This is a genomic window from Pseudomonas sp. Root569 (assembly GCF_001427465.1).
Taxonomy (GTDB): domain Bacteria; phylum Pseudomonadota; class Gammaproteobacteria; order Pseudomonadales; family Pseudomonadaceae; genus Aquipseudomonas; species Aquipseudomonas synxantha.
Genome location: NZ_LMGQ01000001.1, coordinates 93,382 through 116,753, shown reverse-complemented (window position 1 = coordinate 116,753; position 23,372 = coordinate 93,382). Strand labels below are relative to the sequence as shown.

General features: G+C 60.9%; 23 protein-coding genes. 12 read left to right on the top strand and 11 right to left on the bottom strand.

Annotated elements, in window-relative coordinates:
- The first annotated feature begins 12 nt into the window (after positions 1 to 12).
- Entirely contained in the window at positions 13 to 426 is a 414-nt protein-coding gene (locus tag ASD70_RS00625; RefSeq protein ID WP_046071129.1) for an NUDIX hydrolase, read from the top strand.
- A 267-nt stretch (positions 427 to 693) separates the two neighbouring features.
- Here the strand turns inward: ASD70_RS00625 and metR are convergent, their stop codons facing one another.
- Positions 694 to 1,611 carry a transcriptional regulator MetR gene (gene metR / locus ASD70_RS00620; protein WP_043051677.1) on the bottom strand — a complete coding sequence of 306 codons (918 nt, stop codon included), beginning with the start codon at positions 1,609 to 1,611 and terminating at the stop codon, positions 694 to 696.
- A gap of 82 nt (positions 1,612 to 1,693) precedes the next feature.
- Positions 1,694 to 1,837: a hypothetical protein gene (locus ASD70_RS28820; RefSeq protein WP_156382901.1), complete on the bottom strand. Its 144-nt coding sequence runs from the start codon at positions 1,835 to 1,837 to the stop codon at positions 1,694 to 1,696.
- Between the two features lie 415 nt (positions 1,838 to 2,252).
- On the opposite strand from ASD70_RS28820, the gene ASD70_RS00615 reads away from it, so the two are divergent.
- The 5 genes from ASD70_RS00615 to ASD70_RS00595 all read left to right on the top strand — a co-directional run bounded on the left by ASD70_RS00615 (position 2,253) and on the right by ASD70_RS00595 (position 5,789).
- Positions 2,253 to 3,272, top strand: a complete 1,020-nt coding sequence (locus ASD70_RS00615) for an alpha/beta fold hydrolase (protein WP_046072660.1) — start codon at positions 2,253 to 2,255, stop codon at positions 3,270 to 3,272.
- Between the two features lie 57 nt (positions 3,273 to 3,329).
- Entirely contained in the window at positions 3,330 to 3,983 is a 654-nt protein-coding gene (locus ASD70_RS00610) for a DsbA family oxidoreductase (RefSeq protein WP_046071130.1), read from the top strand.
- Between the two features lie 107 nt (positions 3,984 to 4,090).
- Entirely contained in the window at positions 4,091 to 5,011 is a 921-nt protein-coding gene (locus tag ASD70_RS00605) for an arginase (protein WP_046071131.1), read from the top strand.
- On the top strand, positions 5,008 to 5,388 hold the full coding sequence (locus ASD70_RS00600; RefSeq protein WP_056845426.1) for an EamA family transporter: 381 nt from the start codon (positions 5,008 to 5,010) through the stop codon (positions 5,386 to 5,388). The genes ASD70_RS00605 and ASD70_RS00600 overlap by 4 nt, the downstream gene beginning before the upstream one ends.
- Positions 5,385 to 5,789 (top strand): EamA family transporter, encoded by a 405-nt coding sequence (locus ASD70_RS00595; RefSeq protein ID WP_056845425.1) that lies wholly within the window; start codon positions 5,385 to 5,387, stop codon positions 5,787 to 5,789. The genes ASD70_RS00600 and ASD70_RS00595 overlap by 4 nt, the downstream gene beginning before the upstream one ends.
- A 155-nt stretch (positions 5,790 to 5,944) precedes the next feature.
- Here ASD70_RS00595 and ASD70_RS00590 read toward each other — a convergent pair whose 3' ends face one another.
- A complete protein-coding gene (locus ASD70_RS00590) occupies positions 5,945 to 6,715 on the bottom strand; it encodes a MipA/OmpV family protein (protein ID WP_046071133.1) in 771 nt (256 codons plus the stop codon).
- 227 nt (positions 6,716 to 6,942) lie between these two features.
- Here ASD70_RS00590 and ASD70_RS00585 point away from each other — a divergent pair, with 227 nt between their 5' ends.
- The 6 genes from ASD70_RS00585 to ASD70_RS00560 all read left to right on the top strand — a co-directional run bounded on the left by ASD70_RS00585 (position 6,943) and on the right by ASD70_RS00560 (position 14,306).
- On the top strand, positions 6,943 to 7,647 hold the full coding sequence (locus tag ASD70_RS00585; protein ID WP_056845424.1) for an MtnX-like HAD-IB family phosphatase: 705 nt from the start codon (positions 6,943 to 6,945) through the stop codon (positions 7,645 to 7,647).
- Positions 7,640 to 9,034, top strand: coding sequence for an aspartate aminotransferase family protein (locus tag ASD70_RS00580; RefSeq protein ID WP_046071135.1), 1,395 nt, complete (start codon positions 7,640 to 7,642; stop codon positions 9,032 to 9,034). The genes ASD70_RS00585 and ASD70_RS00580 overlap by 8 nt, the downstream gene beginning before the upstream one ends.
- Positions 9,031 to 9,879, top strand: a complete 849-nt coding sequence (locus tag ASD70_RS00575; RefSeq protein WP_046071136.1) for an alpha/beta hydrolase — start codon at positions 9,031 to 9,033, stop codon at positions 9,877 to 9,879. The genes ASD70_RS00580 and ASD70_RS00575 overlap by 4 nt, the downstream gene beginning before the upstream one ends.
- 137 nt (positions 9,880 to 10,016) lie before the next feature.
- The gene (locus ASD70_RS00570) at positions 10,017 to 11,141 is read left to right on the top strand and encodes a GNAT family N-acetyltransferase (RefSeq protein WP_046071137.1); all 1,125 of its coding nucleotides are present in this window, start codon (positions 10,017 to 10,019) and stop codon (positions 11,139 to 11,141) included.
- Complete coding sequence (locus tag ASD70_RS00565) at positions 11,141 to 12,919, top strand: sensor histidine kinase (protein WP_046071138.1); 1,779 nt, start codon at positions 11,141 to 11,143, stop codon at positions 12,917 to 12,919. Before ASD70_RS00570 ends, ASD70_RS00565 begins: the two co-directional genes overlap by 1 nt.
- On the top strand, positions 12,909 to 14,306 hold the full coding sequence (locus ASD70_RS00560) for a sigma-54-dependent transcriptional regulator (RefSeq protein WP_056845423.1): 1,398 nt from the start codon (positions 12,909 to 12,911) through the stop codon (positions 14,304 to 14,306). The genes ASD70_RS00565 and ASD70_RS00560 overlap by 11 nt, the downstream gene beginning before the upstream one ends.
- Before the next feature lie 50 nt (positions 14,307 to 14,356).
- Here the strand turns inward: ASD70_RS00560 and ASD70_RS00555 are convergent, their stop codons facing one another.
- From ASD70_RS00555 to glpD, 8 genes are all read right to left on the bottom strand, one after another.
- Positions 14,357 to 14,695, bottom strand: a complete 339-nt coding sequence (locus tag ASD70_RS00555; RefSeq protein WP_056845422.1) for a GlpM family protein — start codon at positions 14,693 to 14,695, stop codon at positions 14,357 to 14,359.
- On the bottom strand, positions 14,695 to 16,044 hold the full coding sequence (locus tag ASD70_RS00550) for a sigma-54-dependent transcriptional regulator (RefSeq protein ID WP_046071141.1): 1,350 nt from the start codon (positions 16,042 to 16,044) through the stop codon (positions 14,695 to 14,697). Before ASD70_RS00550 ends, ASD70_RS00555 begins: the two co-directional genes overlap by 1 nt.
- Positions 16,041 to 17,942 carry a sensor histidine kinase gene (locus tag ASD70_RS00545; RefSeq protein WP_046071142.1) on the bottom strand — a complete coding sequence of 634 codons (1,902 nt, stop codon included), beginning with the start codon at positions 17,940 to 17,942 and terminating at the stop codon, positions 16,041 to 16,043. The genes ASD70_RS00550 and ASD70_RS00545 overlap by 4 nt, the downstream gene beginning before the upstream one ends.
- A 123-nt stretch (positions 17,943 to 18,065) precedes the next feature.
- A complete protein-coding gene (locus ASD70_RS00540; RefSeq protein ID WP_046071143.1) occupies positions 18,066 to 18,800 on the bottom strand; it encodes an amino acid ABC transporter ATP-binding protein in 735 nt (244 codons plus the stop codon).
- Entirely contained in the window at positions 18,797 to 19,468 is a 672-nt protein-coding gene (locus tag ASD70_RS00535; protein ID WP_046071144.1) for an amino acid ABC transporter permease, read from the bottom strand. Before ASD70_RS00535 ends, ASD70_RS00540 begins: the two co-directional genes overlap by 4 nt.
- A complete protein-coding gene (locus ASD70_RS00530) occupies positions 19,468 to 20,214 on the bottom strand; it encodes an amino acid ABC transporter permease (RefSeq protein WP_046071145.1) in 747 nt (248 codons plus the stop codon). Before ASD70_RS00530 ends, ASD70_RS00535 begins: the two co-directional genes overlap by 1 nt.
- Before the next feature lie 192 nt (positions 20,215 to 20,406).
- Positions 20,407 to 21,333 (bottom strand): glutamate/aspartate ABC transporter substrate-binding protein, encoded by a 927-nt coding sequence (locus ASD70_RS00525; RefSeq protein WP_046071146.1) that lies wholly within the window; start codon positions 21,331 to 21,333, stop codon positions 20,407 to 20,409.
- A gap of 378 nt (positions 21,334 to 21,711) precedes the next feature.
- On the bottom strand, positions 21,712 to 23,250 hold the full coding sequence (gene glpD / locus ASD70_RS00520; RefSeq protein WP_046071147.1) for a glycerol-3-phosphate dehydrogenase: 1,539 nt from the start codon (positions 23,248 to 23,250) through the stop codon (positions 21,712 to 21,714).
- Positions 23,251 to 23,372: the final 122 nt, after the last annotated feature.

Below are 23,372 nucleotides of genomic sequence, written 5' to 3'. Positions count from 1 at the left end.
TGGGGGTGCTCCATGTCCAAGACTATCCGCATTGCCGCTGCCATCCTGATCGGCAGCGACGGCCAGACCCTGCTGGTGCGTAAGCGCGGCACCCAAGCCTTCATGCAACCTGGCGGCAAGATCGATGCAGGCGAGCAGCCGGTGCAAGCCCTGGCCCGTGAGCTGCGCGAAGAACTGGACCTGCATATCGACCCAAGTAAAGCCACGTACATCGGCACATTCTCGGGACCGGCCGCCAACGAGCCAGGGTTTGTCGTCGAAGCCCAGATGTTCCAGTTACGGATCGACGTGGCAGTGACCCCCGCCGCGGAGATCGAAGAAGTGCGCTGGATCGACCCGGCCGGCGACGGCGGCTTGCAGTTGGCGCCGTTGACCCGTGACCATATCCTGCCGTTTTACCGCGCTTCACTGACCGCGCCGGCCTGAGGCGCGCAATTGGGTCGATGCGGGGGCGGGGCTGCAGGTGGCGAGGATCCAGTTGATGCACCACTGTGTAAATGTGGGAGCTGGCTTGCCTGCGATGAGCATGGGTATCTACACAACTGAGTAGCATCCGACGGTAACCACGATGCGCAGCGAGCCGCTCTTGATCTTGATCTGCTTTTGATCTTAGGCGCCCCGTTAAACCACGCTGGCGGATTACGGGCACACCGAGCCTGGGCGAGGTGCCGAGTGGTGGGGGCAAGCACCTGCTTAACGCACCGCGCTGACCCCATCCAACGTGGAAAACGACGTGTCCTTGGCCGTCAGCAGGAAGTCGCGCATATACGGCGCGTCCAGCATGTCCGCCCGAATCCCGGCATACAGCGTTGCAAACAAGCCTTTCTCGCCCAGGCGCTTGGCCTTCACGTAGCCGCGTGAACTGTATTCATGCAAGGCCCAATGGGGCATGCCGCACACGCCGCGACCGCTGGCCACCAGTTGCATCATCATCACCGTGAGTTCCGAGGTGCGCACCTGGGCCGGCTCGACGTCGGCGGGTTCCAGGAAGCGCGTGAAGATATCCAGGCGGTCACGCTCCACCGGGTAGGTGATCAGGGTTTCGGTGAGCAGGTCTTCGGGCACGATATAGGGTTTGTTTGCCAGCGGGTGCTGGTTGGCCACGGCCAGCATGGCTTCATAGGTGAACAACGGCACGTAGGTGATACCGGCCAGTTCCAGCGGATCGGAGGTCACCACCAGGTCCAGGTCGCCGCGGGCCAGGGCCGGCAGTGGCGCGAAGGCGAAACCTGAAGCCAGGTCCAATTCGACCTCCGGCCAGGCATCGCGGAACTGGTCGATGGTCGGCATCAGCCATTGGAAACAACTGTGGCATTCGATGGCCATGTGCAGGCGCCCGGCGGTACCGCCGGCCAAGCGGGCAATATCGCGCTCGGCGCCACGTAGCAGCGGCAGGGTGGCGTCGGCCAGTTGCAGCAGGCGCAAGCCGGCGCTGGTAAAGCGCAGCGGCTTGGTCTTGCGCACGAATAGCGGCATGCCCAGGCGCTCTTCCAGTTCCTTGAATTGGTGGGAGAGTGCCGACTGGGTGAGATGCAAGCGCTCGGCAGCCTCCACCAGGCTGTCGGCTTCGCGCAAGGCGTGCAAGGTCTTGAGGTGGCGGATTTCCAGCACGATGGCCTCCATGAGCAGAATTTGTGATCAATGGTAACCCATTGAGTTCTGCTCATGTTTACCTGGCCCCTGTAATAGAGGGCTATTGGACCGCGCTGAAATGTTTATTGGCGAACGGCTTACCGATGTTGCCACGCCAGATTTTCAGGTCGGCGAAGGTTACGCCGCGTCCTTCGGCGGCCATTTGCCAATGCAGGCCCAGGTAACGTTGGCGCGGTATTTTCAAATGCCCCGCGACGAAACTGTCGAGCGCCGAGTCGGCCAGCGTGTAGTGCGAGTGCGCATACCATGCCGGCGTGTCCGGGGCCTGGCGGTCGTGGTTGCCAGCGGATCGCTTGCGCTGTTGGAGAACAACGCTTGTTGCCGGACGAGCAACCAGCGTTCCATGTCCGTGCGTCGGGTGAAGGTATGCCAGGCCGGTGCGAGGGTCGGCAGGTACAAAAGTTGATTGACCGGTTCCTCGTTATCCACGGTCAGCACCCAGGCGCCGGGCAGGGCAATGGTGCGGCGGCCGGCGGCATATAGCTATCGACACGACCGTTGAGCGATCTTCATTAAACTGTCATGCAACTGTGGCAGCGCGCTTGAACAAACTTCATCAGACTCGCGCTCTACTGGGGTTCTGCGTTTTGGTGTTTTTCATGCGTGTGTTGCTTTTACTGGCCGCTCTCTTGTTCGGCCTGCCGTCTTTTGCGGCGTCTCGATGTGATGTCAATGTTCCGACCCAAACGGTCGACCTGGAACAGGTGAGCATCGCCTACCAGAGCATCGGTCGTGCCTCCGACCCGGCCCTGCTGCTGGTGATGGGCTTGGGCGGGCAGTTGATCCACTGGCCCGATGAAGTGGTGGTGGCCTTGTGTGAACAAGGTTTTAGGGTCATCCGTTATGACAATCGTGACGTGGGCCTGTCCACTTGGCGCCAGGCCCCCGCCAGCGCCAACCTGACGTTCGAAGTGCTGCGCTACAAGCTCGGCCTGCCGGTGGCTGCACCTTACACCCTGACGGACATGGCCGATGATGCCCTGGGCTTGATGGATGCGTTGCAGGTTCGGCAATTCCACGTACTGGGCGCGAGCATGGGCGGCATGATCGCCCAGCATCTGGCAGCAATGGCCCCGCAGCGGGTGGAAAGCCTCACGCTGATCATGACCAGTTCCGGTGCCGAGGGCCTGCCAGCGCCGAACGCGGCGCTGGTGCAATTACTGTCACGGCGCAGTGCGCCCAATCGTGAGGTGGCGCTGGAGCAACAGGCGGATTTACTCGCCGCCCTGGGTAGCCCGGATGTGCAGGATGACCGCCAGGCGCTGTTGCACCAGGCGGCGCTGTCCTACGACCGCGCCTTCAACCCTGAGGGCGTCAAGCGCCAGATCATGGCGATCCTCGCCGAGCCCAGCCGTGTGCCGTTGCTCAACCAACTGAGAGTGCCGACCCTGGTGGTGCATGGCACTGCCGACCCGTTGTTGCCGGTGATGCATGGCGTACACCTGGCCGCACATATTCAAGGCAGCCAGTTGAAATTGATTCCAGGCCTGGCCCACCGTTTTCAGGAGGCATTCAAGGCGCCGTTGCTGGCGGCTGTATTGCCGTACCTGCAAGCCCATCGTGAAGATGCCGCGCACTGGGCGCAGATTGACCTTGGCGAGCCTGCGAAGCTGTTGTGAAGTTGGTGTATCGTGCAACCTTTATGGCGCACATTTAATGCCAGCGAGGTTGCCTGCATGAGTACTCCCCTGAAAATCGATTTCGTTAGCGACGTGTCCTGCCCCTGGTGCATCATCGGCCTGCGTGGCCTGACCGAAGCCCTGGACCAATTGGGCACCGAGGTGCAGGCCGAGATTCATTTCCAGCCCTTCGAACTGAACCCGGACATGCCCGCCATCGGTCAGAATATCGTCGAGCACATCACTGAGAAGTACGGCTCCACGCCTGAACAATCCCAGGCCAACCGCGAGCGTATCCGCGACATGGGCGCGGCGTTGGGCTTTGCTTTCCGTACCGATGGCCAGAGCCGCATCTACAACACCTTCGATGCCCATCGCCTGCTGCATTGGGCGGGGTTGGAAGGCTTGCAGTACAACCTCAAGGAAGCGCTGTTCAAGGCTTATTTCACCGATGGTCGCGACCCTTCAGACCACGCGACCCTGGCGATCATCGCCGAAAGCGTCGGCCTGGACCTCAAGCGCGCCGCCCAGATTCTAGCCTCTGATGAATATGCCACCGAAGTTCGCGAACAGGAGCAACTGTGGACCTCTCGTGGCGTGACTTCGGTGCCGACCATCGTGTTCAATGACCAATATGCGGTGAGCGGCGGGCAGCCAGCCGAAGCCTTTATTGGTGCGATTCGCCAGATCATCGAAGAAGCCAAAAACTAAAGCCAAAGCCGGGGCACCGCTCATAGCCCTGGCCCGCCCCTTGCATCACCCCCCTGAAGCCCAGCCGGCCTGCGGTTGGGCGCTGCCATTAGGGGTGAAACATTACCTTGAACATTCTTGACCTCGACCACAGCCTCACCGGCCAGGCACCCATTGCCCGGCGGTTGGCCAGCGGCCGGGCCACGCGCCTTGATCTGCTGGACCTGGGCCCGAAACTGCGTTTGTGGGCCACCGAGAAAACCTGGAAGCGCTTTGTTGCGCGCCTGGCGCAACGGCCACGGCCCAGGGATGCGCGCCCGGAGATCCTGTTTGTTGGCTCCGGTGACTATCACCATCTCACGCCGGCCTTTTTGGCCGACCTGAAAGAACCCATCAGCCTGATCCACTTCGACAACCACCCCGACTGGGTGCGCTTTGCGCCCAAGCGCCACTGTGGTTCGTGGGTCAACCGTGCGCTGAAGATGCCGGCGATCAAACGCATCGTTACCCTCGGCCCGTGCAGTGATGACCTGCACAACCCGCAACTGCGCGGCGGCAATCTCGGCGCCCTCAAGCGCGGGCACTTGCAGTTGTTTCCCTGGCAGCATCCGCCGTCGAAAGTCTGGGGCCGGGTAGGCGACGGTGCCGGCCACCAGCAACAGGAAAACCACCTGCACTGGCGCAACCTGGCGGACCTGGACTGGGCAGCGTTCCTCGACCAGATGATCGCCAGCCTGCCCACCGAAGCGATCTGGATCACCATCGACAAAGATGTGCTGGCCAGCGAAGACGCCGCCACCAACTGGGACCAGGGCGGCATGCGCCTGACCCACTTGCTCCAGGCCCTGCGGGCGTTGGCGGCGCATAAACGCATCATTGGTATCGATGTGTGCGGTGAGTTCGCTGTGCCGGCGTTCAGCAACGCGTTCAAGCGCTGGGAAGCCAAGTCCGACCAGCCGTCACCGGAGCGCTGGAGTGCGCAGGATCTGCAGCGCAATGCCGCGACCAATGAAGCCTTGATCGACCTGTTTGAGGAGCTGTTCCCATGACCCTGACCGTGGTGTTGTTGCTGGCCTTTTCCATCGTCCTCGATGTGATCGGCCAGTTGTGTTTCAAGTTGGGCGTAGACCGTTTGCCCCAGCTTGATGGTGGCTTTCGACTGCGCGCATTCTGGGGCCAGGTATTCAATGCGCCGCTGCTCTGGGCTGGCGTCGGGGCCTATGTCATCGAGTTTTTTGTCTGGCTCGAGGCCTTGTCCCGTGCGCCGTTGAGTCTGTTGTTTCCGCTGGCGGCATTGGCGTATTGCCTGGTGGTACTGGCGGGCAGGGTAGTGCTCAAGGAAACCGTCAGCCCCAAGCGTTGGGTGGGCACGCTGGTGATTACCTTGGGCGTGATGTTGGTAGCGATTGCGGGGAGCCAGGCATGACGACGCAAACAGGCGATAGCGGTTGGTTACATGGGCGTCTTGGCACCCTGATGCTGTGGGCGCTGCTGATCGCGACCGAAAGCGCCGGGCAGTTGTTTACCAAGGTGGCCGGTGATCAGTTGGGGCAGATGGACTTCACCTGGCAATGGCTGGCTGACGTGGCGCGCAACCCGGGGATCCTGGCGGCGATTGCCAGTTATCTCGGCGCGTTTTTCGTGTGGATGCTGATCCTGCGGCGCAGCAGTTTGTCCTTGGCATTTCCCTTGAGTTCGCTGGTGTTCGTGGCAGTGTTGCTCGGGTCGTGGTTGGGGCTGGGGGAGCACATCAGCCTGTTGCATTGGGTGGGCGTGGTGGTGATTGTCGGTGGTATCGCGCTTTTGGCTGAGGGCGAAGAGCACTGAAAATTCTGCTGCGCAACACAGGCCAAATGTGGGAGGGGGCTTGCCCCCGATGGCGGTGAGTCAGTCAATTAATCAGTTGACTGACACCCTGTCATCGGGGGCAAGCCCCCTCCCACATTTGGATCTGCTGACTTAAGGCAGAACTGCGTCGGCTTTTAATCGAAGGTGTAGCTGATCGCCGTCTGCACTTGGCCCTGATTCACATCGCCAGCCTGCTTGACGATGCTGCTCTTGGCCGCCGAGCCCACCAGGTGCACCCAGCTGGCACTGGTCAGCAGGGACCAGTGGGGCGCCAGGGGGAAGGCGAAGCTTTGGCTCAGCGTCACGTTCTGGAAACCGCCGCTGGCGTTGTAGGGCCGAAAGCCGGTGGCGGCGGCTTCGTTGCTGTCGACGCCGAAGTAGGTGTTGGCCTGGCGCGCATCGGCAAAATGCGCGACCAAGCCGCTGCTGCCGATGATCCCGCCACCCAGCGGGTAGCCCAGTTCACCGCCAATTTTACCCAGGGCGCCGCTCTGGGAATGCCCGCCGCCCACGGCCTGGCCCAGTTGCGCGTAGACGCGCCAGAAATTGGCCGGGGCGTACTGGATAAAACCGCCGACCTCGGCCATGTCCGACACGTTGCGCAAACCCTGCAACTCGCCGTTGGAAGTACGCCCCGCCAGGTAATTGATATAGGGGCCGGCGGTGATGCCGTGGCTGTTCAGCGCGCTCCAGGTCAGGCCGTCATCGGTGCTCAGGCTGACGTCTCCCCAGTCCAGGTCCAAGTATGGCACGGGCCGGGTTTCGTAGCGGCTGCCGCTGGGGTCATGGGGCTGATAGCTCAGGCCCGCGCCCACGTCGCCGCTGATGCCGTCCGCCCACGCGGCACTGGAAGCGCTGCACAGCCCAAGTAGACCGGTGAATACAGCAGATGTGAGCTTGGACATGGTGCGTTTTCCTAAGGTGGACAGGCGCGCATGAACGCGCAAACCCTCGCTTCTGCGCAAGCACTCATCTTGTTTGTAGCAAGCTACAAAAATTGTAGCTCCCAAGACACATTGTCCTCTGCAAATCCTGCAAACCCCCCGGCCTCACTGGGTTTTGCCCAGTTGGCACAGTCCCTGCTCTATCCCAGGTGCAAGCGCAGACAGCGCGCTCTCTTAGGTAAAGGCAGATGATCCACTGGCATATCGTGTGTGACTTCGATGGGACCATTACCCCCACGGATGTCATCGACAACGTCCTCCAACGCTTCGCCGGCCCCGAGTGGGAAACCATCGAACAGCAATGGCTGGATGGGCACATCGGTTCACGCGAATGCCTGAGCCGCCAACTGGCGCTGATCAAGGCGACCCCAAGTGAACTGCTGGCGTATTTCGACAGCGTCGAGATCGACCCGGACTTCCCGGATTTCGTCGACCACGTCATGGACCTGGGCGCGACCATCGAAGTGGTCAGCGACGGCATCGAACAAGGCATCGCCCGCATCCTGTCGCGCCACTACGTGACCCTGCTACCGATCCTCGCCAACCGCCTGCGCCAGGTCGACCACAACAGCTGGCGCATCGACTTCCCCTATGCCAGCGATGCCTGCCGCGCCGCGTCCGGCAACTGCAAGTGCAAATCCACCCCGCGCAACAAACGCGTGCTGGTGATCGGCGACGGCAAGTCGGACATGTGCGTGGCCTCCACCGCCGACTTCGTGTTCGCCAAAGGCAGCCTCGCCGAATACTGCGTCGCCAACCAGATCCCTCACGCGCGCTTCGAAACCTTTGCCGAAGTGCCTGCATTGCTGGCCAAGCTGCCACATGGCATCGCCGCCAACGCCACCACCTTCAATACCTCTGCTGACAATCAGGAACTCTTCCATCATGTCTGATATCCGTATCGCTACCGCCGAAGACCAGGTTCTGCTGGATAAGGAAGCCAAGTACTGCTCCTACGGCGACACCGTTCACTACATCGAACCGCCGCGCATTTTCAGCCGCTGCGAAGGCTCCTATGTGTGGGACACCGAAGACCAGGCTTACCTCGACCTGCAAATGTGGTACTCGGCGGTCAACTTCGGCTATGCCAACCCGCGCCTGAACAACGCGCTGAAAAAGCAAATCGACACCCTGCCGCAAATCGCCAGCCAGTACCTGCACAAAGGCAAGATCGAGCTGTCGGAAATGATCGCGGTCGACGCCAAGAACAAGTTCGGCCTCGACGGTCGCGTGCACTTCAACGTCGGCGGTTCGCAGTCCATCGAAGATTCCCTGAAAGTGGTACGTAATGCCACCAACGGCAAGAGCCTGATGTTCGCCTTCGAAGGCGGCTACCACGGGCGCACCCTCGGCGCCTCGTCGATCACCTCCAGCTACCGCTACCGTCGTCGCTACGGCCACTTCGGCGAGCGTGCGCAATTTATCCCGTTTCCATACCACTTCCGTGGCCCGAAAGGCATGACCAAGGAAGAGTACGGCAGCCACTGCGTGCAGCAATTCGCCCGCCTGTTCGAGACCGAATACAACGGCGTGTGGGACCCGAAAGTCGGCCAGAGCGAATACGCTGCGTTCTACGTCGAGCCGATCCAGGGCACCGGTGGCTACGTGATCCCGCCGATGAACTTCTACCGCGAACTCAAGCATGTGCTGGACCAGCACGGCATCCTGATGGTGTCCGACGAAATCCAGATGGGCTTCTATCGCACCGGCAAGCTGTGGTCGATCGAACACTTCGACGTACAACCGGACGTGATCGTGTTCGGCAAGGCGCTGACCAATGGCCTCAACCCACTGGGCGGCATCTGGGCCCGTGAAGAGTTGATCAACCCGAAGATCTTCCCGCCAGGTTCGACCCACTCCACCTTCGCCTCGAACCCGTTGGGTACGGCGGTGGGCCTGGAGATGTTCAAGATGACCAGCGAAGTCGACTACGGCGCGATGGTCATGGCCAAGGGCAAATACTTCCTGGAAGGCTTGCAAGACCTGCAGAAACGCTTCCCGATCATCGGCGACGTCGATGGCCTGGGCCTGGCGCTGCGTTGCGAAATCTGCGGGCCGGACGGCTTCACTCCGGACAAGGCGACCCTGGACTACATGGTCGAAGAAGGCATGAAAGGCGACATGGTGGTGGACGGCCAGAAACTCGGGTTGATCCTCGATGTAGGCGGTTACTACAAAAACGTAATCACCCTGGCCCCGTCCCTGGAAATCAGCTACCCGGAAATCGACCTGGGCCTCAAGCTGCTCGAGCAACTACTGGTGCGAGCGACCCAGCGGTGAGTGCGCACGGTATTGACCTCGGTGAAGGCGATGCCGGTTTCGTACTCGGTGAAGGTCCGGTCGGGATCCTGTTGATCCACGGCCTGACCGGCACCCCGACGGAGTTGCGCCAGGTCGCCAAGGGCCTGGCCAAGGCGGGTAACTGCACAGTGTATGTGCCGACGTTGGCCGGGCACTGCGGCGACAACAGCGACCTGCAAGCCACCGGTTGGCTGGACTGGTACGAAGGGGTGCGCAAGACCTTCGTACAGGTCAGGCAACGCCACGAGCAGGTGTTCGTCGGTGGCTTGTCCATGGGGGCGGTGATGTCGATGTATGTCGCATCTGAACACCCAGGCCAAGTCGCCGGGCTGCTGATGTATTCCACCACCTTGAAGTACGACGGTTGGAGCATTAACAAGCTGGCGTTTCTCACGCCGTTGCTGATGAAGATTCCGTTCGGTGTGCACATTTGCCGCTTCGAAGAGAAGCCGCCCTACGGCATCAAGAACGAGCGCCTGCGGGCCATCGTCGAGCGGCAGATGAAGGAAGGGGAAAGCAGCGAGGCGGGGTTGCTGACCATGGAAGGCATCACGGTGCGCGAGTTGCACCGTATGAACGCCGTGGTCAAGAAACGCATGCCCCAGGTCAAGGTACCGGCGCTGGTGTTGCACTCCATCGAGGATGACATCACCAGCCGCTGGAACGCCGACTACGTGGAGCGCCACCTCGGCGGTCCGGTGACCAAGATCCTGCTGGATAACTGCTATCACATGATTACCGTCGACCTGCAATACCGACGGGTTATCGAGTTGAGTGCCGAGTTTATCGGGCAGCACGCGGTGCAACTCAATCGTGTGGCCTGATCCGCTTACCTGTAGGAGCGAACTGGCTCGCGAAGGGCGTCAACGATAGCGCGTACTGCCAGGCTGAACGCGGTATCTGTGCGATTTTCGCGAGCAAGCTCGCTCCCACAGTGGGGCGGTGTTGATAAGGAAAAACTGTGCTAACCACCCAAGCCTTCCCGACCATCCGCGCCATTCAGCGCGATGCCTGGAACGACTGTTTTCCCGGTGCCCTGGAGGATTGGGACTATTACCTGGCCGTGGAAAACGCCGCGATCGATGACTTTCAGTGGCGTTACCTGGCGGTCTTTGACGATCAAACGCTAGTGGCTGTGGCTGCCGCGTTCATCACCCATTATCGCCTCGACACCACCGTGTCGGGGGCCGGCAAGCGCTTGACCGAGCGCCTGGACCGGCTGTGGCCGGGTGCTTTGCAACTGGCGTTGTACGCCATCGGTTCGCCGGTGGCTGAGCGCTGTGATGCCGGGGTCGCCAGCCATGTGTCCAAGGCACGGCGCCCGTTGTTGCTGCAACAGTTGCTGACGGCTGCGCGTGCCGACGCCGATCAACTCGGTATCGGGCTGGTGGCGGTCAAGGACGCGCCGACCAACGACCCGCATTGGGCTGAAAGCTGCAGGGCAGCAGGTTTTCAAAATATGCCGAGCTTGCCTACTGGTGTGTTACCGCTGCCCTACGGTTCAGTAGACGCTTACTTGGGTTCGCTGGGCAAATCCACTCGCAAGGACCTGCGCCGCAAACTGCGCGCACCGGGGCCGCGGGTCGAGTGGCGCCGCAATATCGATGATGTGCTGCCCGAGGTCATGCGCCTGTATGAAGCGACGCTGACGCGCGCGGACCTGCAGTTCGAGCGCCTGCCCGCCGGTTACTTCACCCAAGTACTCGAACAACTGAACGAGCGGGCGGTCTGTGTTCTTTACTGGGTGGGCGAACACCTGGTGGCGTTCAACCTGATCCTGCTGGACGAGCATCGGCTGGTGGACAAGTTCTTTGGTCACGACATCCAGTTCAGCCGCGAATACAACCTGTACTTTCGCAGTTGGCTGACCAATGTCGACTATTGTATTCAACACAAAATCCCGCTGTACGAGTGCGGCCAGGCCGGGTATGCCAGTAAACTGCGCCTGGGGTGCGAGTTCCAGGGCAACAGCCTGTTCTTTCGCCACCGCAACCGGCTGGTCAACGGCTTGCTCAAGCTTGTAAAACTGTTTATTCGACCGGATCGTTCCGACCCTGCCATGGCTGCTGCGATAAGCGAAACCTGATGATCACCAAGACCCGCCAGAAAGCCCGCCCCTTTGCCATTTCGCGTTGGAGCGTCCAGCGCAAGCTGGTGCTGGCGTTCTGGCTGGTCAGCGTTATTCCGACCATGATCGCGGCCGAGCTGGCCGCCACCACGCTATCGCAGATTTTCGACAGCAACGTACGCATCTGGCTGCAAGAGTCGACCAAGATCGTCAAGGACGAGATCGGCGACATCCTTCATGACAACGCGCGCATGGCCAAGCTGTTTTTGCGTTACACCAGCCCGCCGTCGTCCAAACAAGCCGCCAAGCATGACCGGCTCACCGCCGATATCGCCGACGCCACCGATATCGACGTGGTGGCGCTGATTCGCACCAGTGACCATAAGGTGGTGTTCAGCACGGCCGCCGATGACATCGTCAGGCAGATCAGCCTGACCAGCAATGCGGTGCTGCAGACCGTGCAAGTCGCCGGGGTGAGTACCGGCCTGGTGGTGTCGACCTTCGAAACCAGCCGTGACGGCGTTGATTACCTGCTGCTGGTGGCTACCTACCTGGATAGCAGTTTCCTGACCAGCGTGGCCGATGTGCACTCCCTCGACCTGCGTCTTTACCTGGCCAACCCCGCAGGCTTTTCCGAAATATTTTCCACCCAGCGCTTCGAGAATCACCCCTCGCGCATCCCGAAAAACGTCGAGGCTGCACTGCGCAGTACCAAACAACCCAGCGAGCAGTTCACCAACCAGTACAGCGGGTTGTATTGGCCGATCTTCAACGATGCTGGCGAGCTGCAAGGGGTGATTTTCAGCGGACTGCTACGTCATACCAGCCTGGTGGGGCTGGTGAACCAGAGCAACCTGTTCGTGCTGATTTTCCTGCTTAGCTCGGCCCTTTCGCTGGCGGCCGGGTTGCTGGTGTCGCGGCGCCTGACCAAGCCGCTGCGGGACCTGTCCCAGGGCGTGGACGCCGTGATCTCGGGCAGTTACGCCCACCGTGTGGTGGTCAGCGGTGGTGACGAGCTGGCGCAGCTGAGCAGCACCTTCAATCACATGACCGAGCGCCTGGGCGAGTTGCATCACCTCGAAGCCCAGTTGCGCCGGCGTGATCGCCTGCATGCGCTGGGTGAAGTCGCCATGGGCCTGGCCCACGAAATCCGCAACCCGCTGGGCATCATCAAGACCGCCACCCAACTGTTGCACCGGCGCGCCGACCTCGCGGACGCCGACAAGCGCCACCTGGAATATGTGATCAGCGAGGTCAGCCGCATCAACGACCTGATCACCGAGTTCCTCGACTTTGCCAAGCCCAACCCACCGATCCGCGTGTTGCAGCCGGCCCGCGCCTTGGTGGAAGAGATCCTCGGTTTCTGCAGCCCGGAGCTGAGCAGCCACAACATCGATGCACAGATAGACGACCAGGCGCCTGACGCCACGATCTATGCGGACGCCAAGCAGCTCAAGCAGGCCTGCCTCAACCTGATTCTTAATGCTATCGATGCGATGCCCGAAGGCGGGCGCCTGACCCTCGGGATCCGCAGCGTCGGCGATAACACGGTGATCAGCATCGGCGATACCGGCCAGGGCATTGCCGCGGATATGGTCGAGCGCATCTTCACGCCGTTCGTCACCACCAAGGCGTCGGGCACCGGGCTGGGCCTGGCCAAAGTTTATTCGATCATGGAAAGTCATGACGGCAGCATCGAATGCGCCAGCGAGAAAGATGCCGGAGCCACGTTCAGCCTGTACATTCCGGCTAACGGTGAAGACGACGGCGAAGATGAGGACAGGCATGACGCATAACGTATTAGTGGTGGATGACGAGCCCAAACTGTGTGACCTGTTGTCGTCCGCCCTGAGCCAGAATGGCATCCAGGTATTCAGCGCGGGCAATGGCCTGCATGCCCTCAAGGTGCTGGGGGATGAGGACATTGACCTGGTCATCAGCGACTGGCGCATGCCGGGCATGGATGGCCCGGCGCTGCTGGCCGAGATCAAGCTGCGCTACCCCCAAGTGCCGGTGATCGTGATGACCGCCTACAGCACGGTGAAAAATGCTGTGCAATCGATGCGCAACGGCGCCTATGACTACATCGCCAAGCCGTTCGATATCGACGAGCTGGACATCACCGTGGCCAAGGCCCTGCAATTTCGCGACATCATGCGCGATAACGCACGCATGCGCGCCGAACTGGACGAGCACGCACAGTTTGACAGCCTGGTCGGCGACAGCCCGGCGTTCCGCAAGGTATTGCAGGCGGTGGATTCGGTACGTGACAGCAGCACGACCATCCTGCTGACCGGCGAAAGCGGCACCGGCAAGGAAATGGTCGCCCGCGCCATCCACAAGCACGGCAGCCGCGCCGACAAACCCTTTGTGGCAGTGAACTGCGCGGCGATTCCCGAAGGCTTGCTGGAAAGCGAGATGTTCGGGCATCGCAAAGGCGCTTTCACCGGCGCCGTGGCCGACCGGGTAGGGCGCTTCATGCAGGCCGACAAGGGCACGCTGTTCCTCGATGAAGTGGGGGACATGCCCCTGGCGTTGCAGGCCAAGATTTTGCGTGCCTTGCAAGAGCGGGTGATCGAGCCGGTGGGCGACCCTCGGGAGCGCAAGGTCGACGTGCGAGTGATCGCCGCCACCAACAAGAACCTGCTGGACGCGGTGGCCAACAAAGAGTTTCGCGAAGACCTGTATTATCGCCTCAACGTCTTCCCGATTCCGCTGCCGGCCCTGCGCGAGCGCGTGGAAGATATAGCGCCCCTGGCCCGGCACTTCGCCCAGACCTTGAGCGCCACCGCCGGCAAACGCATCACCGGTTTCAGCCCCGAGGCGTTGCAGGCCATGGCGGCGTATCACTGGCCGGGCAATATCCGCGAGCTGCAGAACTGCGTGGAACGCGCGACCATCGTGGCGGCGTCGCCGGTGATCGAGGATATTGATTTGCCGGGGTATCTGTTTGCTTCCAAGCCAAGTGAGGGCGGGGTGACGGCGGTCCTCAGCGACGGGCCGGGCGTGCCGCGGGACCTGGATGCGGCGTTGGCGGAGGTGGAGAAGGCCTACATCCTCGCGGCGTTGCAGGAGAGCAATGGCGTTCAGGCCGCGGCGGCACAGCGCATCGGGATTTCCGAGCGCAGCTTCTGGTATCGCCTGAAGAAGCTAGGAATTCAAGTAGACAAAATAGTCCGCTGACACACCGATATTGGCGGCAAGCCCCCTCCCACATGTTTGACCGAGTTGAGTCAGGTATGGAGGCGTACCCACACGCTGACCAGCACCGTCGCGGCCATCAACCACGCTACGGCCGCCACAGCGAGTGACGCTTCCAGCCGCATCCGATCCACCATCACATACAAGGTCGCCAAATACACAAAGTAAGGAATGATCGACCACATCCCGAACACGATGGTGGTCTTCAAGTCCTCCACCGAACGGCCCTTGCCGACGATGTAATGGGCGATCAGCGCAAAGGTCGGAAACAGCGGCACCAGCCCCGCGATGTAATAATTTTTGGTCTTGGCCAACGCCGCCAGGATCAACACCACCGCCGCGCCAAGGGCGGCCTTCAGAACAAGATCCATCAGTGGCTCAACCCGTATTTCTTGACCTTGTCGAACAACGTGGTCTTGGCCATGCCCAGTTCCTGGCTGGCCTGGGTCAGGTTGCCGCCGCTGCGTTGCAACGCGTCGCTGAGCAGGTTGCGCTCAAAAGCTTCCACTGCCTCGGTAAAGGCCAGGCCCTGGTTACCGCTGCCGGCGCCGCTTTTCTTGAAGGCGGGCAGGCCGAGGGCGAAGCGTTCGGCGACGTTGCGTAGCTCCCGCACGTTGCCCGGCCAGTCGTGGCTCATCAGGCTGGACAAGGTCTGGTTGTCGAGGTCCGGAACGCTGCGGTCGAAGCGCAGTGACGATTGCTGCAAGAAGTGTTCGAACAGCTGCAGGATGTCTTCGCGCCGCTCGCGCAGGGGCGGCAGTTCCAGGGTCACCACATTGAGGCGGTAGTACAGGTCGCTGCGGAACTGGCTGGCGCGGCTCAGTTCGTCGAGGTCGGACTTGGTGGCGGCGATAACCCGGCAATCCACCGCCACGCTCTGGTTCGAACCCAGGCGTTCCAGGGTGCGCTCCTGCAAGACCCGCAGCAGTTTGATCTGCAGGTTGATCGGCATGCTTTCCACTTCATCGAGGAATAGTGTGCCTTGGTGGGCGTGCTCGATCTTGCCAATGCGGCGCTTGCCGGCGCCGGTAAAGGCGTTGGCTTCATGGCCGAAAATTTCGCTTTCGAACAGGTTCTCCGGCAAGCCCCCGCAGTTCAAAGCGACGAACTGGTGGGAATGGCGCCGGCTGAAATCATGCAGGCAGCGCGCGACCAACTCCTTGCCGGTGCCGGTCTCGCCTTCGATCAGCACGTTGGCCGAGGTGTCGGCGACGTTGGCGATCAGTTCGCGCAGGTTTTGCATCGCCGGCGAGCGACCGATAATGCGGCCTTCCAACGAGTCGCGCTCGGCCAGTTGGCGACGCAACGACCAGACTTCCCGCGCCAGCCCGCGCTGCTCCAGGGCGCGGCGGGCGACTTCCACCAAGCGTTCGGGGGAGAAGGGTTTTTCCATGAAGTCGTAGGCGCCGTTGCGCATGGCACCAACCGCCATGGAGATGTCGCCGTGCCCGGTGATCAGTACCACCGGCAGGCTTTTATCCAGGGCCTTGAGTCGGGTCAGCAGTTCCAGGCCGTCGATGCCCGGCAGGCGGATATCACTGATGACGATGCCGGCGAAGTTTTCGCCGACGCGATGCAGCGCCTCTTCGGCACTGCCCACGCCGATGCTGGGAATGTCTTCCAGCGCCAGGGCTTGCTGGCAGCCGAGCAACACATGGGGATCGTCCTCGACGATCAGCACGGTGAGGTCGTCGGTCGCAGTTGTAGTGTCTGTATTCATGTCGACTCGGTTTGTTGAGTGCCCACCAGCGGCAGGCTCAGGACAAAGGCAGTACCACCACCGGCAGGGTGCTCCACGGCGAGATTGCCGCCGGTGGCCGCCGCGAGGCTGGCCGATAGCGTCAGGCCCAGGCCCAGGCCCTGCTCGCCAGGCTTGGTGGTGAAGAACGGTTCGAACAAATGCTTGCGCGTCTCGGGGTCGATGCCATGGCCGTTGTCACGCACCCGCAGGCGATATTTGCCATCGACGACCTGGCCTTCCAGCCATAGCTGCGGTGCCGGTTGCGCTTGCATCGCATCAAGGGCATTGCCGATCAGGTTGACCAGTATCTGCTCCAGGCGCGTCTGGTCGATCTGCAATTGGGCGTTGCTGAAGTCACGGTGCAAAGTCAACGGCAGGCCGTCCAGGCGTGCGCCCAGCACCTGGAACGCGGCGTCCACGGCTTTGCCGAGGTTGGCTTCGCCCTGGTCGTCACCGCGTCGGGCAAAGGAGCGCAGGCTGGCGGTGATGCGGCCCATGCGGTCGATCAATTCGTTGATGGCCTTGAGGTTGGTACTGGCGGTGTCCAGGGCGCCGCGCTCGAGGAAACGCACCGTGTTTCCCGACAGCGTGCGCAGGGCCGCCAGCGGTTGGTTCAATTCGTGGGCGATGCTGGTGGACATCTGGCCGATGGCCGCGAGTTTACCGGCCTGCACTAGTTCGTCCTGGGCGTGGCGCAGGGTTTCTTCGGCTTGGCGCCGTTCGCGGATCTGGCCCTTGAGCCGTTCGTTGCTGGCGCGTAGGTCGGCGGTGCGTTCGGCAATCCGTCGTTCCAGCTGGCTATTGGCCTCCTGCAGGGCTTCTCGGGCGGCGAGGCGGGTGGCAATGACCTTGCGCCGTTCATTCCAGGCAATCAGCAAGAAGGCCACCAGGCCAAAGGCAACGGCTACCAGGATGCCCTGGTTGATCGCGGCACGGCGCAGGTCGTTGAGCGGGGTGAGCAAGGTGAATTGCCACGGTGTGTCGTTGAGCGGACGGGTTTGCGCCAGGTAGCTGACGGCGTGCTCGTCGTTGACCACTTCGCTGTTGGCCGGGAAGGTCAGTTTCTCGGTGCCCTCGTTCAGGCGCTCACGGGCCAGGGGCTGCAGTTCGTTGAGCGTCGCCCAGTAATATTGCAGGCTGTGGGCCAGGCGTTCCTTGGTGTCTTCGCTCAGTGGGCGTACGGCCTTGAGGCGGCGGGCCGGGTCGCTGGAGAGGATGATGATGCCGTTCTCGTCGCTTACGAAGGCTTCGAGGCGGGCGCGTTGCCAGCGTTCTTCCAGGGCTTCGAGGCGGACCTTGACCACCGCGACGCCGATGATCTTGCCATGCTCTTCCAGGCCATGGGCCAGGTAATAGCCGGGTTCGCCGTTGGTGCTGCCGATGCCATAGAAACGGCCGGGCTGGCCGCGTACGGCATTCTGGAAATAGGCGCGGAAGGACAGGTCTTCACCCTGGTAACTGTCGGCATCGCGCCAGTTACTGGTGGCCAGCACGCGGCCGGTGGTGTCCATCACGTAGATGGCCCGGCTGCGACTGCGGCGGTTCAGGCCCTCGAGGTAAGCATTGACCGTGGTGCGGGTTTCCTGGTTCGGGTCGGCCAGCAACCGCGAAACGCTCGACTCCAGCTCCAGCAGGCTGGGCAGGTAGGTGTATTTGCTCAGTTCGCTTTCGACGGTGCGGGCGTGCAGCTCCAACTGGCGTTCGCCGTTGTCGCTGAGGGTGCGGATGCCATAGTACTCACTGACCCAGAAGCCGATATAACCCAAGCCGACCATCAGGGCGATGATCAACGGCGGCAGGAACAGTTGGCGTATCAGACGAGGCTTCACGGCAAGTGATGGCGGCGCGGCGCGATATTGATTGGGGTCGCATTTCATCACAGATGCCTTGGGTCAACCAGAGCTGCCAGCCTGTGTGGTCCAGTGTGGGAGGGGGCTTGCCCCCCCTCCCACATTGGCCCGGTTTCTACAGTAGGAGCTGTGTACTTAGCTAAGTAGTACTTAGTGCTGCAGGATTTTCTCAAGGAAGTGCTGCGCACGTTCGGAGCGAGCGCTGATGTCGCCGAAGAACTCTTCCTTCGGGCAGTCCTCGATGATCTTGCCGGCATCCATGAAGATCACGCGGTCGGCTACTTTGCGCGCAAAGCCCATTTCGTGGGTCACGCACATCATGGTCATGCCTTCCTGGGCCAGTTGCACCATCACGTCGAGTACTTCGTTGACCATTTCCGGGTCCAGCGCCGAGGTCGGTTCATCGAACAGCATGACGATCGGGTCCATGGCCAGTGCGCGGGCAATTGCCACACGTTGCTGCTGGCCCCCGGAGAGCTGGCCAGGATGCTTGTGGGCGTGTGCCGACAAGCCCACGCGGTCAAGCAGCTGCAGGCCTTTCTTGGTGGCTTCTTCCTTGCTGCGGCCCAGCACCTTGATCTGCGCGATGGTCAGGTTTTCGGTAATGGTCAGGTGCGGGAACAGCTCGAAGTGCTGGAACACCATGCCCACCCGCGAACGCAGTTTCGGCAGGTTGGTCTTCGGGTCGGCGATGGAGGTGCCATCGACCACTACGTCGCCTTTCTGGAACGGTTCCAAAGCGTTGACGCACTTGATCAGGGTGGATTTGCCCGAGCCGGACGGCCCGCACACCACGATCACTTCGCCTTTTTTAACCTCGGTGCTGCAATCGGTCAGCACCTGGAAGTCGCCATACCACTTGTTGATGTTCTTGATAGAGATCATACGGCAAACCTTTTTTGCAGACGCTTGACCAGCAGCGAGGCGGAAAAGCTGATGATGAAGTAGACGACACCGGCAAAGATCAGGAACTCATTGGAGCGGCCGATGATGTCGCCGTTGGAGCGGGCGGAGTTGAGGAAGTCCACCAGGCCCACGGTGTAGACCAGCGAAGTGTCCTGGAACAGGATGATCGATTGTTGCAGCAACAGTGGCGTCATCTTGCGAAACGCCTGGGGCAGGATGATCAGGCGCATGGTCTGCCCGTAGGTCATGCCCATGGCTTGTGCCGCGGCCATCTGGCCCTTGGGAATCGACTGCACGCCGGCTCGCACGATTTCGCAGAAATACGCGGCCTCGAACATCATGAACGCCACGACGCAGGAGGTGAACGCACCGATGGGAGTGTCTTCGCCGGTGATCCAGCGCAGCACGAACGGCACCGCCAGGTAGAACCAGGTAATCACCAGCAGCAGCGGGATCGAGCGGAAGTAGTTCACATAGGCGCCGGCCACACGCGACAGCAGTTTGCTGGACGACAGGCGCATCAACGCAAGGATCGTACCCAGGATGATGCCGCCGACCACGCCCATGACCATCAACTGCAGGGTCATGACCATGCCGTTCCACAGGCCCGGGATGGCGGGGATGATGCCGCTGAAATCAAAGTCCATTATTTACCCCCCACGGAGATCAGGCCGGGCACCGCGACTTTCTTCTCCACCACGCGCATCAGCAGCATCAGGCTCATGTTCAGGGTGAAATAGATCAGCGTGGCCAAGGTGAAGGCTTCGAACAGGTTGGCCGAGAACTCGGCGGTCTGCTTGGTTTGCGCCAGCAGTTCCATCAAGCCGATCAAAGACGCCACGGAGGAGTTCTTGAACACGTTGAGGAATTCCGAGGTAAGCGGCGGAATGATGATGCGATACGCCTGGGGCAGCAGCACGTTCCAGTAGATCTGCGGCAGCTTGAAGCCCATGGCGCGTGCAGCGGACTCCTGGCCACGGGGCAGCGCCTGGATGCCGGTACGCACTTGTTCACACACACGGGCGGCGGTGAACAGGCCCAGGCACACGACAACGCTCAGGTAGGCCGAGGTAGTCGGGTTGAGGTCTTGCTTGTACCAGTCCTGCAGGTTCTGCGGCAGCAGGTCGGGCACCAGGAAGTACCAGATGAACAGCTGAACCAGCAGCGGCACGTTACGAAACAGTTCGACGTAGCAGGTCGCAATGCCCGATACGATGCGGTTTGGCACGGTGCGCATGACCCCCAGAATGGAGCCCAGCAGCAAGGCGATGATCCATGCCACGACAGCGATGGCGATGGTCCAGCCCAGGCCGGCGATGTACCAGTCGAGATACGTCTCGCTGCCAACGCCAGTGGACTTGAAGAACACGCCCCAGTCCCAGTTGTAATTCATTAGGGTCTCCCCTCGAGATCGATCAATGTACAAGCACCCGCTTGGGGAAGATCCTTTCCCACCTGGCAATGAATGCCAGGCACACACGATCGGCTCGGAAACCGCCAGGTCGAGTGTTCCAAATTAAAGCCAGCAGGTAGTAACAGATGCCTGAGGGAGGTTGGCTCCCTCAGGAATAAGCTTAGTCAGGTATCAGATTTTTACGTCAGGCGCTGGTTTGTCGCTTGGGTTAGCGATCAGCTCCTTAACCTTGTCACTCATCGGGAAGTTGAGGTTCAGGCCTTTTGGTGGAATCGGGCTTTCAAACCACTTGCTGTAGATCTTGTTGATCTCGCCGGATTTGTACAGGGCGACGATGGCGCCATCCACAGCCTTCTTGAAGTCAGGGTCGCCTTTGCGAACCATACATGCGTAGGCTTCAAAGGACTGCGGAGTACCGGTGATGACCCAGTCGTCCGGCTTCTTGGCCTTGGCTTCTTCACCGGCGAGCAGCGCGTCGTCCATCATGAACGCAACGGCACGGCCGCTTTCGAGCATCTGGAAGGACTCGCCGTGGTCTTTGGCGGAGATGACGTTCATGCCCATCTGCTTGTCGGCGTTCATCGCCTTGATGATGCGCTCGGACGTGGTGCCGGCGGTGGTCACGACGTTCTTGCCTTTGAGGTCGGCAAAGTCAGCGTAGGACGGCTTGCCATCCTTGTCTTTCTTGACCAGCAGGCGAGTGCCGATTTCGAAGATGTTGACGGTGAAGTCGACTTGCTGGGCGCGTTCGGCGTTGTTGGTGGTGGAGCCGCACTCGAGGTCCGCGGTGCCGTTCTGGATCAGCGGGATACGTGTTTGCGAGGTCACCAGGTTGTACTTGGCTTTGAGGTCGGGTTTGTTCAGGTCTTTTTTCAGCTGTTCAACGACGGCCAACTGAATGTCGTGGGAGTAGCCCACGGGTTTGCCCGAACCGTCCGCGATGTAGGAAAACGGAATGGAGCTGTCGCGGTGAGCGAGAGTGATGGTGCCGGAGTCGTTGATTTTCTTCAGTGTGCCGGTGAGTTCGGCGGCGAAAACTGGAGTGCTGATCAGAGCAGCAGCAATAGCTGCGCCCAGGATATGGGGAACGATGCGCATCAATACTTCCTCGACATTTGTTTTTTTTATGAAGCCAGCTAAACGGCTCTTTTGTACAGCGAATGCCCGAGACGGCTCCTAAGGCGCCTCAGGTAATCGTCAAAGAGTGTAGAGCATGAGTCGTGCCATACCGAAAATAAAAGGTTAACTATATGATTTATATCGGGATTAACTTTATGTTACGACGCGGTTTTCGACGCCGGGTCCGGCAAACCGAATAGGGCGGGAGCTTGCGTTCGGAAAACCGAATGCCGCCCAGGTCATCTGCGGGAGCGAGCTTGCTCGCGAAAACGCAAAAGCGCCGCGTTTATTCTGAATAAACGCGGCGCTCTCAGGTTTCTCGCGAGCAAGCTCGCTCCTACAGTTTGGGGATGGCTATCAGGCCGCTTCGATCTTGCTACGGCTTTGTTCGACCTTCGCCAGGTAGCGTTGCACGTTGTCCTGCTCCTGCGGCGTGGTGAACAGGCCAAGCTTGGTACGGCGCCACAGTACGTCCTGCGGTTGCGTCACCCATTCTTCGGCGCACAGGTAATCAACTTCACGGGTGTACAGGCCGCCACCCAGGTGGTCACCGAGGTCGGCCAGCGATTGCACGCCCTCCAGCAGGCGCCAGGTGCGGCTGCCGTAGGTGGTGGACCAGCGGCGGGCGATTTCGCTCGGGATCCAGTCGAACTTGGCGCGGATCGCATCGGCCAGGGCTTCGGGCGTGGTCATGTTTTCACCGCCGGGCAGGCTGGCCGTGGCGGTCCAGCTTGGGCGCATCTGGGTGAAGTACGGCGCCAGCTGGGCCATGGCCGATTCTGCCAGCTTGCGATAGGTGGTGAGCTTGCCGCCGAACACCGACAGGATCGGCGCTTCGCCGTTGCTGCCGGACAGCGCCAGAGTGTAGTCGCGGGTGATGGCCGACGGGTTGTCCGACTCGTCGTTGCACAGTGGGCGCACGCCGGAGTAGGTGTGGACGATATCGTCACGGCTCAGCTGTTTCTTGAAGTGCGCGTTGACCACCTTAAGCATGTAGTCGGTTTCACCTTCGGTAATCGCTACTTTCGCCGGGTCGCCGGTGTATTCGCGATCAGTGGTGCCAATGATGGTCAGGTGGTTCAGGTACGGAATAGTGAAGACGATGCGTTGGTCTTCGTTCTGCAGGATGTGCGCGTGGGCGCCTTCGTACAGTCTTGGCACGATCAGGTGGCTGCCCTGGATCAGGCGGATGCCGTAGGGCGAATCCAGCTTGAGGTCGTCCCTGATGAACTTGGCGACCCACGGGCCGGCAGCATTCACCAGTGCGCGGGCGCGGATCGAGAACAGGCTGCCATCGGCACGTTCCATGTTCATTTCCCACATGCCGTTGCTGCGATGGGCGCTGATGCAACGGGTCTGTGTATGGATGTGTGCGCCTTTTTCACGGGCAGCCATGGCGTTGAGTACCACCAGGCGGGCGTCATCCACCCAGCAGTCGGAGTATTCGAAGCCCTTGGTGATTTCGCTTTTCAGCGGGCTGTCGGCGCCGAATTTGAGGCTTTTGGAACCCGCCAGTTTCTCCCGCTTGCCCAAGTGGTCATAAAGGAACAAGCCGGCACGAATCATCCAGGCCGGACGCAAGTGCGGACGGTGGGGCAGTACGAAGCGCATCTGCTTGACGATATGCGGTGCCTTGGCCAGCAGCACTTCACGTTCGGCCAGGGCTTCACGCACCAGGCGGAATTCGTAATGTTCCAGGTAGCGCAAGCCGCCGTGGATCAGCTTGCTGCTGGCCGATGAGGTGTGGCTGGCCAGGTCATCCTTTTCGCAAAGGAATACCGACAAACCGCGACCGGCTGCGTCTGCTGCAATGCCGACGCCATTGATCCCGCCACCGATTACGGCAACGTCATAGACTTCGGCAAGCGGTGGAGCAGGCAAGGTGGAAGGGTTCATCGGCTAGCCTCGCGATCTTTTCGTCTTGGAATTCGAACATTAATGTTCATTTGCGAAAATGGTAGCTGATAAATGCGAACACAGCCACCCAACTTCGATTAAAAAAACTCATCGAAGGGTGG

Bases quoted from the DNA above. Each gene is read 5' to 3' on its own strand.
- ASD70_RS00580 (WP_046071135.1), top strand. From the start codon at position 7,640: ATGTCTGATATCCGTATCGCTACCGCCGAAGACCAGGTTCTGCTGGAT.
- ASD70_RS00525 (WP_046071146.1), bottom strand. From the start codon at position 21,333: ATGCGCATCGTTCCCCATATCCTGGGCGCAGCTATTGCTGCTGCTCTG.
- ASD70_RS00535 (WP_046071144.1), bottom strand. From the start codon at position 19,468: ATGGACTTTGATTTCAGCGGCATCATCCCCGCCATCCCGGGCCTGTGG.
- ASD70_RS00565 (WP_046071138.1), top strand. From the start codon at position 11,141: ATGATCACCAAGACCCGCCAGAAAGCCCGCCCCTTTGCCATTTCGCGT.
- ASD70_RS00590 (WP_046071133.1), bottom strand. From the start codon at position 6,715: ATGTCCAAGCTCACATCTGCTGTATTCACCGGTCTACTTGGGCTGTGC.
- ASD70_RS00550 (WP_046071141.1), bottom strand. From the start codon at position 16,044: ATGAATACAGACACTACAACTGCGACCGACGACCTCACCGTGCTGATC.
- ASD70_RS00610 (WP_046071130.1), top strand. From the start codon at position 3,330: ATGAGTACTCCCCTGAAAATCGATTTCGTTAGCGACGTGTCCTGCCCC.
- ASD70_RS00560 (WP_056845423.1), top strand. From the start codon at position 12,909: ATGACGCATAACGTATTAGTGGTGGATGACGAGCCCAAACTGTGTGAC.
- ASD70_RS00545 (WP_046071142.1), bottom strand. From the start codon at position 17,942: ATGAAATGCGACCCCAATCAATATCGCGCCGCGCCGCCATCACTTGCC.
- ASD70_RS00600 (WP_056845426.1), top strand. From the start codon at position 5,008: ATGACCCTGACCGTGGTGTTGTTGCTGGCCTTTTCCATCGTCCTCGAT.
- ASD70_RS00595 (WP_056845425.1), top strand. From the start codon at position 5,385: ATGACGACGCAAACAGGCGATAGCGGTTGGTTACATGGGCGTCTTGGC.
- ASD70_RS00585 (WP_056845424.1), top strand. From the start codon at position 6,943: ATGATCCACTGGCATATCGTGTGTGACTTCGATGGGACCATTACCCCC.
- ASD70_RS00615 (WP_046072660.1), top strand. From the start codon at position 2,253: ATGCGTGTGTTGCTTTTACTGGCCGCTCTCTTGTTCGGCCTGCCGTCT.
- ASD70_RS00540 (WP_046071143.1), bottom strand. From the start codon at position 18,800: ATGATCTCTATCAAGAACATCAACAAGTGGTATGGCGACTTCCAGGTG.
- ASD70_RS00530 (WP_046071145.1), bottom strand. From the start codon at position 20,214: ATGAATTACAACTGGGACTGGGGCGTGTTCTTCAAGTCCACTGGCGTT.
- ASD70_RS00625 (WP_046071129.1), top strand. From the start codon at position 13: ATGTCCAAGACTATCCGCATTGCCGCTGCCATCCTGATCGGCAGCGAC.
- glpD (WP_046071147.1), bottom strand. From the start codon at position 23,250: ATGAACCCTTCCACCTTGCCTGCTCCACCGCTTGCCGAAGTCTATGAC.
- ASD70_RS00555 (WP_056845422.1), bottom strand. From the start codon at position 14,695: ATGGATCTTGTTCTGAAGGCCGCCCTTGGCGCGGCGGTGGTGTTGATC.